The sequence below is a fragment of the Bdellovibrio bacteriovorus genome (assembly GCF_002208115.1).
GTDB classification, from domain to species: Bacteria; Bdellovibrionota; Bdellovibrionia; order Bdellovibrionales; family Bdellovibrionaceae; genus Bdellovibrio; species Bdellovibrio bacteriovorus_C.
In genome coordinates, this window is record NZ_CP020946.1 from 331,786 (window position 1) to 348,173 (window position 16,388).

Sequence of the window (16,388 nt, forward strand, 5' to 3'; positions counted from 1 at the left end):
AAGAGCGGGAAGGCCATTTGGCGGGCTTCCCGCATTTTTAAGGCTACTTATTGTTCTTGCGGTCTTCTTTGCGCTTTTCAGTGACTTTGTTTTTTGCGTTTACAAAAACCACTGTCGGCTCATGTTTCTTGGCTTCATCCATGCTCAGTCCGCAGTAAGAACAGATGATCACCAGATCGCCTTTTTGTACGTGACGGGCGGCAGCCCCATTCAGGCAGATTTCGCCCTTTTTACCCTTGATCACGTAAGTGGAAAAGCGCGCGCCGTTGTTGCAGTTGTAAATATCCACGCGTTCGTTCATCAACAAACCAGAGGCTTTGATCAGATCCGGACAGATGCTGACAGAGCCTTCATAGTTCAGATCGGCTCCGGTAACGGTGGCGCGGTGAATTTTGGTTCTAAGCAATGAAATATTCATAAATAAGTCCTTAAGCGTTGTGTTGCAGGGCGATCAGCATGCCTTTAAGAACAAGGTCCGGCACGATTTCGTCGAATACTTTTTCTTTTTCAAACAAATAGGAAAAACCACCGGTCCCGATCACCATCGGGCGTTCCCCCTGGAAACACTCTTTGGTGATTCGTTCTGTCAGTTCCTTGATGGTGCCCAGATGACCATAATAAAGACCCGACTGGATGCTTTCGATGGTCGCACGTCCCAGGGCCTCGTGCATGGCCACGATTTCCACGGACGGAAGCTTGGCCGTTTTGCTTTCCAAGGCCTCCATGCAAAGGCGCAATCCCGCCACGATGGATCCCCCCAGATAGTCCTTGTCCTTTGAAACCGCACAGAACGTGGTGGCCGTACCCAAGTCCACCAGAATCAGATTCTTACCCGGATACAGGTGAGTCGCCGCAATGGAGTTGGCGATACGATCCGCGCCGACTTCCAGTGGGTTTCTGTATTTGATTTTCAGACCGGTTTTAACGCCGGCCTGCAGAATGAACGGATTGATATTGAAATATTTCATGCAGGCGCCGCGCAGGGAATAGATCACTTCCGGTACGACGCTGCAGATGGCGATTTGTTTCACCTTTGCAGGATCAAAGCCGTTTTCGCGAATGGCCGTGCGCAGGAAAATGCCGGTTTCATCGGAAGAAGCCCCGCTTTTGGAGTTCTTACGGAAAGACAGAACCATCTTGTCCTTATCAAAAAGCCCGGCATAAATCTGGGTGTTACCCACATCAAGACACAAAATCATAAAGAATCCTTTGGCAGCACCACACGAATCAGTTCACTGGTCAGTTGATCCAGATTTTCACAGGCAACAAAGCCTTCGTGATTGAACAGCGTGAACTTGTGGGTGCGGTTGACGATATCAATTTCGCTTAAATCATTGTGAACGACGAAGTCCGCGTGGGAGTTGGCAAAAAGCTTTTCCACGGCGTGGGCTCGCTGTTCAGGAGTGGCGTGACTGGTCAGTTTAAACGCAATCACTTTCAGGTCCTTGTTTTTTGAATAATCCTTCAGTCGGTCCACAATCTTGTAGTTGCGCTTCAGAACGATATTCATTTTATCAGCGTCAGAGCTGACTTTCTTCACCTCAAACGGACGGAAACTTTGGCCATCGACTTCGATGTGGTCGACAGAATAGTCACTGACGGCGGCCGCATGGATCACGTGGGTGAAATCCTCGGTGGAAAGGTAGTGCTTCATCTTTTCATCCAAAGTCGCAAAGCTGACGAACAGGTCACGGCGGGTGACGTGTTCAGACCTGGGTGAAGCATGGGCTTGCAGCAAGGTCACATCAAAGCCCATCTGGGTCATGTATTCAGCCAGCGCAATGCCGGTGCGGCCGGAGCTGAGGTTGCTGATCACACGAACCGTGTCGATGGGCTCTTGCGTGCCCCCGGCAGTGATCAGGATTTTCACTTTGGAAAGAGCAGAAGACTTCGGAGCGACCGAGGCCGCTGCGGTGTCTTGCGCAGGTTTATGAAGCGCTTCCAAAGTCATTTTCAGAATCAGATCCGGTTCCAGCAGTTTGCCCCAGCCTTCTTCACCACAGGCTAGAATGCCGGAAGCTGTGTCCAGGATCTGCACACCCATCTCTTTCAGTGCGGTCAGGGATTTTTGTGTCACCGGGTGCAGATACATGCTGGTGTTCATGGCCGGAGCGACCAGGAAGGGCTTTTTAAAGTCATGAGCCAGGAATAGAGTCTGCAGCAGATCATCACCCACACCTTGAGCGGCTTTATTGATGAAGTTCGCCGTGGCTGGTGCCACCAAAATCACATCCGCCCAACGCATCAGGTGGATATGATCCATGACGTTGCCCATGGCGTACATGTCACTGATCACGGGTTTGCCGGTCAGGCCTTCCAGGGTGGCGTTGCCGACAAACTTCAGCGCCGACGGGGAGGCCACAACCTGAACGTCACAGTTATTCTGCACCAGTCGGGAGACCACGTGACAGGCTTTGTAACAGGCAATCGAGCCTGTCATCATGAAGAGAACTTTAGATTTGGACATTGTCGATCAACCTCACTTCACCGAGTTTGGCGGCGACGAAGCGGCGGTTTCCCACATCCGTCACATAATCCACGATAAATCCCTGCGCTGACAAAGAAGCCGCAGCTTCCGCCGCGGTTTTGCTCTTCGTAATGGCTTTAAAGATGGCCGGTGCTTTCTTTCGCTCTTCCGGGGTTAGGCGCAGATTGCGCGAACTTTTAGCCAGACCGTCTTCTTCGCGCACGGTCGGGACCGGAACGATTTCCAGGTCCATGAAGAAGCTTTCCACCATGCCTTGAATCAGGGTCAACTGCTGGAAGTCCTTTTCGCCGAAATACGCCTTGGTCGGGCGAACCACATTGAAAAGTTTCATCACCACCGACAGCACACCATCAAAGTGGCCCGGGCGGTGGGCGCCATCCAGCAGGGTGGAATATTCATTTTCAGAAACTTTATAGCGGTAATTGTCCGGGTACATTTCCGGATAGCGTGGGAAAAAGATGGCATCGACGTTGTTTTTTTCGGCCATCGCCAGATCCTGATCCCAGGTCTGCGGATATTTTTCCAGATCTTTTGGGTCATTGAACTGGGTCGGGTTCACGAAAATGGAAAGCACCACAAGGTCGTTGTTCTTGCGGGCTTGTTTGATCAGTTCCTCGTGGCCCGTGTGCAAAGCCCCCATGGTGGGAACAAAACCCACCGTGCCGGATTGCTTGCGGCGCCAGGCCTGAAATTCGGAAGGAGAGCGCAGGACCTGTGTCATGAATAGCTCTCTTTCTCGGAAGGGAAGGTTTCAGCGCTGACTTCCTGATGGTACTTGTTCAAAGCGCCTTTGATGGTGTTAAAGCCATCAAGGTATGTTTTTACGAACTTCGGTTTGAATCCCTGGTTCATGCCCAGCAAGTCCTGCAGGACCAGCACCTGACCGTCGCAATCCACACCCGCACCGATTCCGATGGTTGGAATCTCCAGTGCCGCCGTGATTTCTTTGGCCAGTTTCGAAGGGACACATTCAAGGACGACCGAAAAGGCGCCAGCTTCCTGCAATTGCAAAGCGGCTTCCAGAATTTTCTTCTGCGCTTTTTCATCGCGGCCCTGAACTTTGAATCCGCCCAGTTGATTGACGGATTGCGGGGTCAGCCCCAAGTGCCCCATCACCGGAACACCAGAATCCACCAGATGGCGGACCAGCTTCAGGTTTCCGGCAGCGCCTTCCAGCTTCACGGCGTGAGCGCCGGCTTTCATGACTTTTTCCACCGCGGTCATATTGGCCGTCAGGCCTTTGCGATAGCTCATGAATGGCAGATCGGCGATCACAAACTTATCACCAGCCCCGCGCACAACCGCGGCCGTGTGATGAGCCATGACACTGGCTGAAACATCCAGCGTGGTGGAATGCCCCAACATCACCATCGCCAAAGAGTCTCCGACCAGAATGCAGTCGATATCACTGTCGGCCACAATGCGCGCGAAGGAATAGTCGTAGCAGGTGATCATCGAGATCTTTTGCTTTTTGCTTTTCTTGTCATGGAAATCGAGGATGGTTTTCATAGGGCCCTCACTTTCGCGGATACTCAGGCCAAAGGGTTTCAAGAAAGGCTTTGTACACAGCCTGATAAGGATCATCGTTTAAGGCCTGCAGATTCTTTTCGACTGTGGCGGCATCTTTGCGCGCCAACGGGCCGGTGAAGGCATCTCCAGGGTTCGCCAAAGTGTTCTGTATCACTCTTTCAATATAAGGCTTGGCGGCACTTTGCGGTATTTTCATCTCGGCAAAGCCATCCAGCATCTTGGCAAGCAACAAAGTGGTGAAGTTTCCACCGAGCACACACAAGGCGTGATACCGGGCTTTTTCAAAGGCGAAGATGTTGGAATAAGAATTAGGAAGTCCCGGCAGGGCCTCAATCAGGGAATCACATCCGGTCAGTGCAAAGTGAATCTGCTGGTAGGTGGACAGATCGTAAAGATCCGGACCAAAGGTCATCAGCGGGTGTGCTGCGATCATTCCTTTGAAGTACAGTGCACCCGAGAAATGCACGAGCGTTTTGTCTTCATGCTGGGCCAAGTGCTCTTGATAAAAGGACTCCAGCGCACTGTCGCTAATAGCCAGCAGAATATGCGAGCTCGCAGAAACTTTGCCCGCCAAAGCAGAGATGTCCTCGCTGCGGTCCCAGGTCTGGTATTTTAGATTGAGTAAATGGAAATAGTGGGCGACATGTCGGGCGACACGGCCAGAGCCAATAATAAGAAATGTAGGAACAGTCTTTGTCGCATTCATATGTGGGTACCTGTCCTTTGCGGGATCAAGTCCTCTGTAATGTTCGCAACCTAACATAATTCTAACAGATTTCAACGATTCTTGCCAATATGCGTAAATGCGGCCGTGGGCGCTGGACTTAGCTCTTAAACTAAGTAAAGTTCCGCTCATGAAATACTTGTACTGGATCAGCGCCGTCGCCGTGATTGCATTGGGTGTGTTTTTCTCCATGAATTTTCAGATTCAGGAACGCTCTATTCCCAAAATCAAATTTTCTCAGGTTGAAGTTCCTGAAAAGATGGGAAAAGGCATTTACGAAAGACTGCGCATGGAAATCAAAAATGCGCCGATCGTATTTCTGGGTGTGACTCCGGGCCAAATCGAGGATCTGGAACTGTGGAGAGGCTTTATGGAGGCCAATCAAGAGCAGGGTTCCAAGTACGACGTGATTGTCGTGGACCCGCAACTGCCTTACGTGGAGCTTTTCAATTCCACCATGCGCCTGGATGTCCAAAATGAAATGCCCCGTTTTGTCGAGGGCGTGAACAACGCTCGTGCGCAAGGGCTGCGAGTGGCCGTGATAGTGCCTTACATTTATTCTTCGCAACTTGTGAAAAAAGGCCCTGCCAATCGTCTGAAGGAAGAGTACAAGATGGACGTGACAAGTTTCTCGGTGATGAAATTCCCGGTGACTCGCGAGCAGGAAGAAACCTTCCAGCCTGTGTGTGATCTGGATGGCACAAGAGACCTTGCCGGCACCGGACATCTGGGCTGCATGGTTATCGAAGTGGCACGCAAAACGTACCGCAAGAAATTTGAAGAAAACAAATACTCAGGCATGATGGAACAAACCGGCGCCAAAGACTACATCGTGCTACTAAACCGCAACGCCAGCCCCCGCTAAAAAGGTTCCCGGTTCTTTTTTGGGTCTACAGAGCGTTATAAGAGGAGAAGATAGATGAAAACGATGATGCTTGTTTTGTCTCTGTTGGCAGGTTTCACTGCTGAAGCCCGCAGCGTTCTTGAGCAGCCTTGGCAGTCTGCTGATGGCCGTGCGATTGTTCGTTTCGTTGAATTCAACGGCAGGCTGACTCTGAACACTCGCAGTTATTATCCAAATGGCGCCCCTTCTGATTATTTCTTTGAATTCTGGATGCCGGAGGGCCGCGATGTGCGCCCTGGTGAAACAATCCAGGGTCGTCTGCGCAGTTTGGATGGTTATTATGGCTGTGTGTTTGATGAACATGCGCAAGCTCAACTGACTGTGGATGGAACTTTGAAAGTTCATTATCCTTTGTTGACGTTCCACCGTGAAACACGCTCGGTGCGTGATGGTAACGGCGGCCGCCACTATCGTCGTGTCATCGACTGGAATGGCTGGGGCTGGGTTGAGACCGTTTATTCCTATCCAGTGGAACGCTGGAGAGTGATTTCTTCTGAATGCGTGATCAACCAGCGCAACTGGGTGACCAATGAATTGTTCCCGGTCGGTGAACGCCCGGTTCCTCGCCCCAACTAAAAGGATTTCTTCGTGAAAAAGATCGCTGTCGTCACTGGTGCAAATCGTGGTTTGGGTCTTGCCTTGAGTGAGGCCCTGGCACAAAGGGGCTTCAAAGTCCTGATGGCGATGAGAAATCCGGACAAAGCACAAAAGACCCTGAACGGCCTGACCATGAAGGGTCTGGATGTCGTGCCAATGAAGCTTGATCTGTCCCAGGAAAAAAGCATCAACGACTTTGTCGAAGTGATCAAACGCGAATACGGTTTTGTCGATGTACTGGTGAACAATGCCGGCATCCTGATCGACAGTGAAGACGGCGGAAATTCCTCGCTGTTTAAAACCAAAGCCTCCACTTTGCAAAAAACTTTTGCCACCAACACCCTGGGGCCGTTCCTGCTGACTCAGAAAATCTTCCCACTGATGAAGCAGGAAGGTTATGGTCGCATCGTCAATGTCTCCAGCGGCATGGCTCAGCTTTCGGAAAAGCAGAATGCCTCGGCGTCTTATCGTATTTCCAAAACGGCTCTGAACATGGTGACGAATCTTTTTGCCTCGGAAGTTTCCGGCGAAGATATTTGTGTGAATTCGGTATCGCCAGGATGGGTGCGCACGGATATGGGCGGGCCGCACGCGGATCGTTCAGTTGAACAGGGGATCAAAGGTCTTCTTTGGGCGGCGACGTTGCCAAAAGGCGGTCCCAATGGCGGTTTCTTCCAGGATGGCGAATCCTTAAGCTGGTAATTAATCCTTATAGTATTTCAGATCTTCTTCTCGGACATAGTCCTTGGCAGAACGGGCCAGGGACCCGTCGGACTTCATGCGTTTGATAATGTCTTTGATTTTATTGCGTTCTTTTTCTGTTACACGGGCTTTGGAAACATAGATGCCCAGATCCTGCGCCTGATTCGGGTCCGGTAAAATCACAAAGTTATGATCCTGACCTTTGCGCGATAAGTAATAGTGAGTGAACAGTGGGGTCGAGAACGTGGCCTGCGTGCGGCCTTTGATCAGGTTGGCAAAGATGTCGGCGGGGCCGGGCACTTCAAACAGGCGCTTTTGTTTGAAAAGTAATTCCCGTTCCTGATCGGACATAAAAAATCCAGCCCCAATCAGGGTCGAGAAAACGATTTTGGAGCTTTTTAGGTAATCATCGATCTTGTAGGCGGGGTTGAAGACTTTTTTATCGACAATCAGCATGCGTGGCACGCGATAGGCCGGTATGAACTCTGCGACTTTGTCCATTTCAGCGTCGCGGATCGCAAGCCCCATGATGTCGACACGGTTTTTGAGAAGCTTTTCTTTGTTGGCGGCATATGATCCCGGGATCTCGGTTTCACGGCATTCAAGCTGCTTCACGACTTCAGTCATCAGAACATACGAGTGGCCTTTTTTAACGCCGTTTTCGATGAAGTAGGAAGGCTCGTTGTCCATAAAGGCCAGAACGAAACGTCTTTCGCAAAGGTCATTGGCGTGCGCAAACATCATCGCAAAAAGGACATTCAGCAGAATCATGAAGTTTATTGTGATTAAGCCGAGTTCATCGGGCAAATTGAAATTCGCCCAGGTCTAGTATTCGTACTCACTTCCGAACACCACGCCGACCGTAGAGCTTTCAACCGTCGTGCTTTCTTTGCCATAGTAAAAGCCGACCGCAGATCGCAGCGCGCGAGTTCTCCATGAATACCCTACGGATGTATTGAAATTCTGTCCGAAGTAATCCACATCCGAACCAAATCGGTGGGAAATACCACACAAAAGCTGATGTCCGTCCGCGGCTCCATAACGATAACCAAAACTTTGCGAGAACGTGTAACGATCCAGATTTCCCGAGACTTCGACAAAAGAAGAATCCGTCAGAAATTCGTGATGTCCCACCTTGAAGCCGTGACCGATCAAGAGTTTGCCCTCTTCATTGGTGACGCTGGATCTGGCGTCATCATCTTCGCTGACGGTGAAGTCGCCTGGAGGTGATCCATGGGTGAAGATTTTGGAAGAACCCTTGTTCTGGTTGTACAAGGACAAGCCGCGCGAGTTGAAATTCACACCCAATGTGTAGTGTTCAAACTGAAAGTGCGTCGAAAGCCCCAGGGCTACATTCAGATTCTTGTATTCGGACTTGGTTTTGGAAACCACATAAATGTCTTGTGCGGGGAAAGAGCTTTCGCCAACCCCGAATGTTTTTGCCTCGGAATAGCGAGCCAGGAACTGGATGGCAAGCGGAATGGACTTAAAGGCCATCGAGTATCCCGAAACCATGCGACTGATGTTGGCTTCGGCATCAAACGAGGTTTCGTTCTTGCTGGACTGCCAGGAAAACAGACCCTGTAAAGTGTTGGCGACAAAGAATTCATGCACCAGATCTTCGCCGACCACCAGATTGCTCAGGTAAGAAGGTGCCAGTCCCAAGGACGATGAAAATGTCTGGCCTTCGTTTTTGGAATTGATGGCCCCAATCGAGTTTCCATTCAGGCTGAAGGCATTGTCCTGTCTTTGGCGAAGCAGACTGGGATTGTAATAAGACGCGGCCTTGGAGTGAGTGGTCGCCACGCCGGTGTTGGCCATCATGCCTTCATAAAGGCCCACGGGAAGAATCTGCGCCAAAGCCGTGGAAGAGGTCAGAAGAATTGAAAGAGCGTACAGAACGGATTTCATCAGAGTATCTCTATTGTTTGTTCAGACGGACTTGTCCGGTCATGGCGTATTCGCCGCGCTTTTTCTGTTCATAGACGTTCCCCACCCAAACTTGAGTGTTCCCATTTAAAGGATAGATTTGAATATAGGCTTTGTCGGCGCGGATATTGACGATCAGGGCGCTGCTGCCGGAAACGGTCATATAGTCCTGCAAAGGTCCGCTGGATGTCTGGGATCGGCTGATAACTTCACCGCTGTCCTTTTTGGAAAGAATGACCAGGGCATAGGCATCTTCCTTATTGGGCTGTCTAAGGCGGACGTCCCAGGTGATGAGCCAGTCTGACTTGTGTGTTTTGCGATCAAAGAAGGTGATCTCTCCATTGTAAACACCCTGGATGCCGCTGGAGTTTTTGGTTGAAAGGGGGGAGCTGGCAGTCAGCGTCGCAAACAGGTCTTTGATCTCCATTTTTTTCAGTTCTTCCAGCGCGAGGTTTTCGTCACGGACTTCAAGAAGTGTTTTTTCGTGGCTGATCCACTCGTTGCCGGTCTTTGAGGTGGCCACAGTTTGCGCCGCAGTCGGAGCGGCATCGGTGGGAACCGGGCTTGAGGTCATCGCAGCGGCAGCCGGTGTTTGGGCAGGCGCTGTGGGAATAATGCATGCGCCCTCCAGCATTGTCGGGCTTGTGGATTTAAACGCCAGCTTTACGCCCAGTTCGGCCAAAAAGACGGTGACGATCTTTCCCAGAATCTCGTCCGCCTTCTTGTAGCGCTCTTCGAGAGTTTTCAGATTCTGGTATTCTTCAAAGTCCTTCTGAGTCAGTGCAATCAGTTCGGATTTGACCTGATCGGCGATGACCGCCGATGCCGTCGAAGTCGGTGCGGTGGAGCGCCCGAGAGAAAACGAAACAACTGCGACGGCAGCAACAACCAGGACAATCAGAATCTGCGACGAATTTTTCTTCATTTGGAAATGGTACTTTGGGGCGTGGGCAAAGAAAATAAAAAAGCCATCCCCGAAGGGATGGCTTTGACGCGGCAGGGACCTGAATTAGAACCAGGAACCTTTTAGAAGATTTCGTGAGCCAGTGGGCGGCGAGGCGCACGGAAGTAGGTTCTTGGCGACAGATCCAGCAGATCGCTCAGCTTCTGCATGTAAACGCAGGCATAGCGGTCTAGTTGGTAGGCGAAGTAACTTTCTTCGTTGCCGGCTCTCATCAGTTGACCCCAGTTGGAGTTGTACATGGCCTGCTGCTTTTTGATCAGTTGGCTGATCTGGGCGTCGATCTCAGAAATAGTCTTCTGCAAAGTTTCGATCTGAGGTTCATTGGCCGCCACGGATTTTTCAATCTTGCGGGTCATGATGTCCGTCAGTTCATCTTCGAGAGGTTCTTTCTTTTTCATCAGGGTTTCGATTTCCTGATTGATCGGTTCAGCCTGCTTGTTGTTTTCAACTTCAACGTCAAGTTCCTCGATAACCATCGCGGTTCTCCAGTTGCAGTCCTTTTTCAAGCGCAGGATATCACCGTAGATATGGTCACCCACGTAAAGGATGTCATCCCCCGCCAGATCCAGATCGGCCGTGAATTTCTTCGCGTTACCGCCCTGATAGATCCCCGGAGTCAGCTTGCCTTCCATGTTGGTCATAGTGCCATCGGCCGGATTCACGCGCAGGTACTTCTGGTTTTCGTAGAAGAACTTCGGTTTGGAAGCAAACGTGATCACGAACTCAAACAGATCTTCCCAGGACTTGTGCTCTTTCAGGAATGGCTGAATCGCATAGTCCAAAAGCAGTTTCGTGTAGTGGAAGTCAGAGTTCGTCAACACGAAGATCTTTTTCCCGTGACGACGGAATTTTTCCAGCGTGTGCACCAGGGTTGGATCTTTGATGATGAAATGATCCAGGTTCTGTTTCACAACGTCTTTCAGGGAACCGTCGCGGTGAGCTTCATCCAAAGCATCCAGCACGTCGTCAGCAATCTGCGCGTATTCCGGATACTTGTTGGTTGTGTCCGAGTCTTTCAGTTCCACGATCTGAGCTATCAGATTCGCCAAAGAGATCGAGAAAGACGTGTCCACCGCCAGGTAGTCGGAATTGGACAGGTCAATGTAAGTGGACTTGTAAAGCTTCTGGTGGCTTTTGAAATCCAGCGGCTTCAGACCGTGATAGCTGGCACGAATCGCCGTGTAGCGGTTCAGCTTCAGCAGATTTCCCATCTTGCGGTCGATAACCAGGCCACGGATGGCGAAGTTATAGTCGAACACCAGCTTGCGCAAAGTTTCAGGATAACCGCGTTTGACCAGTTTATCGATCATCGTGGTGTGGGACAGGCGCTCAAAGTTTTCGCTGTTATAACGAACCAGTGTGTGGTCCATGTCCACGCCGATGTAGCGGATTTTTTTCAGATTCAATGTTCTGTTAACAAATACTTTTCCAGGCATATTTTCTTTTCTTACTTAGTAACAGGGAGCTGCAGATCATTCCAAAGAAGCATGCCCCCTTGCATGTTGTATACTTCTTCAAAGCCGTTCATCTTGGCAAAGGCTGTGGCCTTGGCAGAGCGACCGCCACTGCGGCAGATAAAGACCACAGTTTTGTCTTTGGGCAGGGAGCCCAGTTGCTCAGGGAGAGTGTCCAGTACCATCAGGGAGGAGCCTTCAACGTGACCCAGTTCGCCGATATATTCTTCAGGCTGGCGCACGTCGATCATCACCACGTTTGCCTTGTTCTGCAGAAGCTCCGCAGGGCCAATATCGTAGATTCCCTCAAAATGAGGATTTTCAGTTTTTGAAGTAAAGTTGACGAATTTCATTGTAACGTCTTCCTCCGGCATCAGAGCCAAGACTCTAACCATAGCACCTGCCGGAAAATACAGCAAGAACCAGTCAGGCTCGGCGCGCAGCAGATTTAGGTCCTAAGTTGTTTTAGGACCTGTAAATCAATTGGAAGCAGATGGCAGGATGGGAGTGGCCGCAGAGACACAGCGGAAACCCAGATGATTGGCGGTGTAAGACGCACTGTTGTCCAGATCGATCGAGAAAATCCCGGACTGTGTGCCATTGTAAAGACTGCCCCCGCGGGCGACGGCCCCACCCGGACTGCTGATCCAGGCAAACCCCATCCCGCAGAAGTCGTTGGTGTTGGGGTCGGCGCATTGCAGACTGGCGGCCGGGGCAAACAAGGTGGTGAAAGAATCCGCCAGCGTGATCAGTTCCGAGATATAAACATTCGAAGTGGCCGCACCAGCAGAATAGTCATCTTTGGTCCATTCCCACGAGTTCCCGGCGAAATCCCACAGGACTTTTCCGGTCGAAAGCTGGTGAGTGCGACGGTTTTCGTGCCAAAGCGTGGGACTGCAGACCGCATCCAGAGACGCAAGACTGTCGGGATTGGTGTCTTCATCCAAATCCAGGCCATAGCAAGGATGATCATCACCGCCCGCAGCCAGTAAGCCCCCGAAATCGTCGTTGAAGTGCCCCCGGTTCAAAGCGCCCGAAGTGACGGCCCCGGAATTCCAGTTGGTGGATACCGACGCCAGATTCTGCGCCAGTTGGTTCCACTGCGCATTGGAAATCAAGTCAAAATCCGCACCCAAAGCCTGGCAGGCCGCGACGGCATCGTCCCGGTCAATCGCACCCCACGGAGCCCCGCCAGCCTGCGAAGTTGCCACGGAACCCACGTCCTTCATTTCATACTTGGCAACACAAAAACCCGGAGGAGGAGAGCCCGCCGGCGCCGGAACATAGACATAGTTCTCCGGACAGGAATAAAGAGTTTCCTCGATCACGGCATCTTCGTCCGTGCTGCCGTCTTCTTTTTTCAAGTCCAGTGTGCAGGCGGAAAGCAGCAGGGAAAGCAGAGGTAAAATGGCGTATGGGAATATACGTTCAGTCATGCAGGACTCTTCGGTGTCCATTAAAGATTCGTAAAGAGCTATGCGATGAGTCTTCGTGAAATTCCGCGAGATAACGGATGGATCGTCTCAGACCGAAACGATCCGGAAACGTCTCTTGATTTACCAGATTTGCACTCGGTCTTTTTCCGGAAGAGTCATGGGATCTCCAGGCTTGCATTGGAAGGTTTCCGCAAATGCCGGCTGTTGTTTCACCTGTTCGTTGATGCGTGCCGGACCTGAAGAGTGCGGATCGGTTTTACGCAACAACTTGGCGTTGTCGGGGCGAATCACTTCGCACCACAGGCGTCCGTAAGCAACGAAGAAGTCCTTCTTGTCTTTTTCACTGCCTTTGCCGTCAGGGAATGCGGCGTTGTAGGCAAAAGTCAGCCCGACAAGGTCGGCCACGTTTTCGCCCAAAGTCAGTTTGCCGTCATGATCGGCCTTGTTGAACTGGTCAATCATCTTCTGGCCGCGCAGATTAAACTCCATGATGTCCTTGGTGGTCATCCAGGTGCGCAGGCGCCCCTGGGAATCATATTTGGAGCCGCTGTCATCAATACTATGGCCCAGTTCATGACCGACAACCGCACCCACGGCCCCCAGATTTTCAATCACCGAGCCGTCTTTGTCATAGAACGGGAACTGCAAAATTCCGATCGGCAGCACGAACTTGTTTTCGTTGGAGCTGTAGTAAGCGTTCACGGTTAGTGGGCTCATGCCCCAGGCGTCCATGTTGGCGGGTTCGCGCATTTCCTGCATGGATTTTTCCCAGCGGGCCTCGCGGTAAGTACGCAGGTTTTGAATGGCCTGTCTGCTGGAATACTTTTTCACCGGCAGGAAATCCCATTCGCGGTCGTTGTGGGGTTTAACCAGTTGCAGGCGCGCTGTGCGGATCTTTGCCAAGGCTTCTTTTCTGCCTTCCTTGGAAAGCCAGGTGTTTTTTTCCAGGCCCTGCAGGATGCTGGCGCGAATGCGTGATGCCACTTCGTTGACTTTGCTTTCGTCAAAATTCGGGAACACTTTTTCAATCAGAACCGCGTCGATTTCTTTCGAGAACAAACGGGTGGCCTCTGAAGTGCAGCGTTCCTGACGGACCGGGCGCTGGGCCGGGCCACCGAAGAACTTCTTTTCAAAGGCAAACTGTGAAGCAAAGAACTTCGGATAACCATCATCCATAATTCCGCTGAGTGCGCCATACAGATACGCATCTTTCCAGACTTGCAGATCCCGTTTTGGCAGTTCGGCATTCAGAAAGTCCAAAGATTCCGGAATCGGGGTGTTGACGGCCAGTTTTTCCGGCACGTATTTGAACAAAACATCCAGCTTCAGGTTCGGATACTTTTTCACCAGATCTTTTTGGGAGGCGACACGTTTTTCGCTCCAGCGCTGGTGACGAACTGCTGTTACCGGGAAGACTTTGATGAAATCCTGCTCCATGGCGATCTGGGCCTGGGCTTTTTTCACGGCCTCAGCTTTTTTGATTTTCGGATCGACGGACTGGAAAAAAAGCACCAGTTGCTTTTCATAGTCGGCCATCAGGTCCTTTTGCTCATAGTACTTGTGATCTGGAAGCTCCATCAGGCTTGAGTACAGCATGGCGTCGATCTCTTTGGGATTATCCAGATTGTTCGTCGGCCACAGACGGATCAGACCTCCCAGTCCGCGCGGCATTTGGGCGTGGGTGTAAAGAATGAATTCCTCTGTGGACTTGATTTGATCCAGCTCGGCTTTCAGTTTTTTTACTTCGGCTTTTTCATCCTTCGCCTTGGCGGTGGAATCCATGCACGCCAGATAGTAATCGCGAACCTGGGAGGTGCGTGCATCCAGATTTTTCTGGTGTGGAAGTTCTTTCATGAACTTCATCTGGGTTTCAAGCAGACGTTCACGGGAATCACTGAAGGCAAACAGGTGACGGCTGCGATCCTCGCGCAATTTGAAAGCGGATTCGGCTTTGGAGCAAACATACTGATGGAAGTTGTGGCACGGGCTGATCTCTGAATTCAGGGGAAATTCACGTTTGACCGGAATTTCGGAAGTGGATTTGGGAGCGGGTTTTGTGGCCTGCGCCATCAGAGGGGTCATCAGCAGGGGGAAGAGAAGTTTCAGCATCAACAACAGTCCTTTGTTATGAATTCGGAATCCAAATGCTATCGTTTTTATATTTGCTTCGCAAGACTGGGAAGTGGCATGATCGCAGGACCTATGCCTGTGCACGAAATCGAACTTTCCCCCGAACAAGCCTCTGCTTTGGATCTTTTAAGATCCGGAGAGAATGTTTTTTTGACGGGTGGGGCGGGCAGCGGAAAAAGCTTTCTGATTCGTCAGTTCATGCGTGAACTGGATCCGAAGGAAATGCCGATCCTGGCCAGCACCGGTGCCGCCGCCGTATTGTTGGGTGGTCGGACTTTTCACAGCTTCTTCGGCCTGGGTATTATGGAAGGTGGCGCAGATGCCACTTACGAACGGGCCAGCAAAGACAAACGCCTGATGTCCCGCCTGCGCAAGGTCGAAGGAGTGATCATTGATGAAATTTCAATGATTCCCGGTCAGGCCCTGATGATCGCCGAAGCTTTGTCGCAAAGAGCCCGGGAATCCAAGCTTCCCTGGGGTGGCCTGCGTGTGATCGCGGTGGGGGATTTTGCGCAACTGCCGCCCGTGACACAGACGGGGCAGCGCGACTGGTGTTTTCTGAACGGCGTCTGGGAAGCCAGTGGTTTTCAGACGGTGATGCTTTCGCATAATCAGCGGGTTTCAGACAATTTGTTTTTGGATGTGCTCAGCGACGTTCGTCACGGCAAGGTCACGGAACGTGTTCGTGAATTTCTGAATGAACATGTTCAGGATCACGACGAGGACGATCCGGGCACACGCCTGTTCCCGCGCAAGATCAACGCTGAAAAATTCAATGAACGAAAGCTTGCCGAAATTGACGAAACAGAAGTGGTGATTGAATCCATTTACAGCGGATCCGAACGTCACATCGAGACTTTGAAGAAGGCGTCGCCGATCGCGGAAAAGTTGATTTTAAAAATCGGTTGTCAGGTGATGTTCCTGCAAAACGATCCGCAGCGCCGCTGGGTCAATGGAACTCGCGGGACTGTCGTGGATATCACGGCGGATCAGATCACCGTACGCAAGGATCGCGGTCGCGAAGTTCAGGTCAGCAAATCCTCTTTTGCCATTCAGGATGCCGAAGGCAATATCATGGCGCAGGTCGAACAGTTCCCCCTGACGCTGGCGTACGCCACCACCATTCACAAAAGCCAGGGCGCCACGCTGGATGATCTGTGGTGTGATCTCAGTCAGTTGTGGGAGCCGGGGCAGGCGTATGTGGCGCTCAGTCGCCTTCGCAGCGCCAAGGGCCTGCACCTGATTGGGTGGAATCCGCGATCAATCATCGTCGATCCAAAAGTTTTGCAGTTTTATAAGCAGTTTGAAGGTCTTTAATGTTTTTGAAAGTAGTGCTTTTCACCTGGGTTTTCTCGGTAGCGTCTTCTGCATTTGCAATTTATTTTCCATTGCCAGCGGGGCATCGTGAGGCCTTTATGGGCAATGCCGGTGGTGCGATGGAGTCATCTCCGGGAAATGCATTGTACAATCCTGCGGGACTGGGTTTCGCTCTACGAATAAGTTGTCACTGTCGGTCAGTGGGACCGCGCT

Annotated in this window: 17 protein-coding genes; 4 read left to right on the forward strand and 13 right to left on the reverse strand. The window is 51.3% G+C overall.

Annotation, left to right across the window (positions count from 1 at the left end; all coding sequences use genetic code 11):
* Nucleotides 1–43: 43 nt before the first annotated feature.
* From panD to B9G79_RS01715, 6 genes are read right to left on the reverse strand one after another with little or no spacing between them, the layout of a single operon-like run.
* Nucleotides 44–418, reverse strand: coding sequence for an aspartate 1-decarboxylase (gene panD / locus B9G79_RS01690; RefSeq protein ID WP_011165891.1), 375 nt, complete (start codon nucleotides 416–418; stop codon nucleotides 44–46).
* Between the two features lie 10 nt (nucleotides 419–428).
* On the reverse strand, nucleotides 429–1,199 hold the full coding sequence (locus B9G79_RS01695) for a type III pantothenate kinase (protein ID WP_088564013.1): 771 nt from the start codon (nucleotides 1,197–1,199) through the stop codon (nucleotides 429–431).
* Nucleotides 1,196–2,467, reverse strand: coding sequence for a bifunctional phosphopantothenoylcysteine decarboxylase/phosphopantothenate--cysteine ligase CoaBC (coaBC, locus tag B9G79_RS01700; protein WP_088564014.1), 1,272 nt, complete (start codon nucleotides 2,465–2,467; stop codon nucleotides 1,196–1,198). The genes B9G79_RS01695 and coaBC overlap by 4 nt, the downstream gene beginning before the upstream one ends.
* Nucleotides 2,454–3,209, reverse strand: a complete 756-nt coding sequence (gene panC, locus B9G79_RS01705; protein WP_088564015.1) for a pantoate--beta-alanine ligase — start codon at nucleotides 3,207–3,209, stop codon at nucleotides 2,454–2,456. Before panC ends, coaBC begins: the two co-directional genes overlap by 14 nt.
* Nucleotides 3,206–3,997: a 3-methyl-2-oxobutanoate hydroxymethyltransferase gene (gene panB, locus B9G79_RS01710; protein WP_088564016.1), complete on the reverse strand. Its 792-nt coding sequence runs from the start codon at nucleotides 3,995–3,997 to the stop codon at nucleotides 3,206–3,208. Before panB ends, panC begins: the two co-directional genes overlap by 4 nt.
* 7 nt (nucleotides 3,998–4,004) lie before the next feature.
* Complete coding sequence (locus B9G79_RS01715) at nucleotides 4,005–4,724, reverse strand: DUF2520 domain-containing protein (protein WP_157678704.1); 720 nt, start codon at nucleotides 4,722–4,724, stop codon at nucleotides 4,005–4,007.
* 148 nt (nucleotides 4,725–4,872) lie between these two features.
* Between B9G79_RS01715 and B9G79_RS01720 the strand changes: the two genes are divergently transcribed.
* The 3 genes from B9G79_RS01720 to B9G79_RS01730 are packed head-to-tail and all read left to right on the forward strand — an operon-like array spanning nucleotide 4,873 to nucleotide 6,945.
* Nucleotides 4,873–5,607, forward strand: a complete 735-nt coding sequence (locus tag B9G79_RS01720; RefSeq protein WP_088564018.1) for a hypothetical protein — start codon at nucleotides 4,873–4,875, stop codon at nucleotides 5,605–5,607.
* Nucleotides 5,608–5,661: 54 nt separating this feature from the next.
* Complete coding sequence (locus tag B9G79_RS01725) at nucleotides 5,662–6,222, forward strand: hypothetical protein (RefSeq protein ID WP_088564019.1); 561 nt, start codon at nucleotides 5,662–5,664, stop codon at nucleotides 6,220–6,222.
* A 12-nt stretch (nucleotides 6,223–6,234) separates the two neighbouring features.
* On the forward strand, nucleotides 6,235–6,945 hold the full coding sequence (locus tag B9G79_RS01730; RefSeq protein ID WP_088564020.1) for an SDR family NAD(P)-dependent oxidoreductase: 711 nt from the start codon (nucleotides 6,235–6,237) through the stop codon (nucleotides 6,943–6,945).
* Here B9G79_RS01730 and B9G79_RS01735 read toward each other — a convergent pair whose 3' ends face one another.
* From B9G79_RS01735 to B9G79_RS01765, 7 genes are all read right to left on the reverse strand, one after another.
* Nucleotides 6,946–7,716, reverse strand: coding sequence for a substrate-binding periplasmic protein (locus tag B9G79_RS01735; RefSeq protein ID WP_088564021.1), 771 nt, complete (start codon nucleotides 7,714–7,716; stop codon nucleotides 6,946–6,948).
* 54 nt (nucleotides 7,717–7,770) lie between these two features.
* Nucleotides 7,771–8,856 carry a hypothetical protein gene (locus B9G79_RS01740; protein WP_088564022.1) on the reverse strand — a complete coding sequence of 362 codons (1,086 nt, stop codon included), beginning with the start codon at nucleotides 8,854–8,856 and terminating at the stop codon, nucleotides 7,771–7,773.
* A gap of 10 nt (nucleotides 8,857–8,866) precedes the next feature.
* On the reverse strand, nucleotides 8,867–9,799 hold the full coding sequence (locus B9G79_RS01745) for a hypothetical protein (protein ID WP_088564023.1): 933 nt from the start codon (nucleotides 9,797–9,799) through the stop codon (nucleotides 8,867–8,869).
* A 101-nt stretch (nucleotides 9,800–9,900) separates the two neighbouring features.
* Nucleotides 9,901–11,274, reverse strand: coding sequence for an HAD-IG family 5'-nucleotidase (locus tag B9G79_RS01750; RefSeq protein ID WP_088564024.1), 1,374 nt, complete (start codon nucleotides 11,272–11,274; stop codon nucleotides 9,901–9,903).
* Between the two features lie 11 nt (nucleotides 11,275–11,285).
* Nucleotides 11,286–11,687, reverse strand: a complete 402-nt coding sequence (locus B9G79_RS01755; protein ID WP_232468983.1) for a rhodanese-like domain-containing protein — start codon at nucleotides 11,685–11,687, stop codon at nucleotides 11,286–11,288.
* An 84-nt stretch (nucleotides 11,688–11,771) separates the two neighbouring features.
* On the reverse strand, nucleotides 11,772–12,728 hold the full coding sequence (locus B9G79_RS01760; protein ID WP_088566740.1) for a hypothetical protein: 957 nt from the start codon (nucleotides 12,726–12,728) through the stop codon (nucleotides 11,772–11,774).
* Between the two features lie 120 nt (nucleotides 12,729–12,848).
* Nucleotides 12,849–14,837 carry a M13 family metallopeptidase gene (locus B9G79_RS01765; protein ID WP_088564026.1) on the reverse strand — a complete coding sequence of 663 codons (1,989 nt, stop codon included), beginning with the start codon at nucleotides 14,835–14,837 and terminating at the stop codon, nucleotides 12,849–12,851.
* 18 nt (nucleotides 14,838–14,855) lie between these two features.
* On the opposite strand from B9G79_RS01765, the gene pif1 reads away from it, so the two are divergent.
* Entirely contained in the window at nucleotides 14,856–16,175 is a 1,320-nt protein-coding gene (gene pif1 / locus B9G79_RS01770; RefSeq protein ID WP_088564027.1) for an ATP-dependent DNA helicase Pif1, read from the forward strand.
* Nucleotides 16,176–16,388 lie beyond the last annotated feature (213 nt).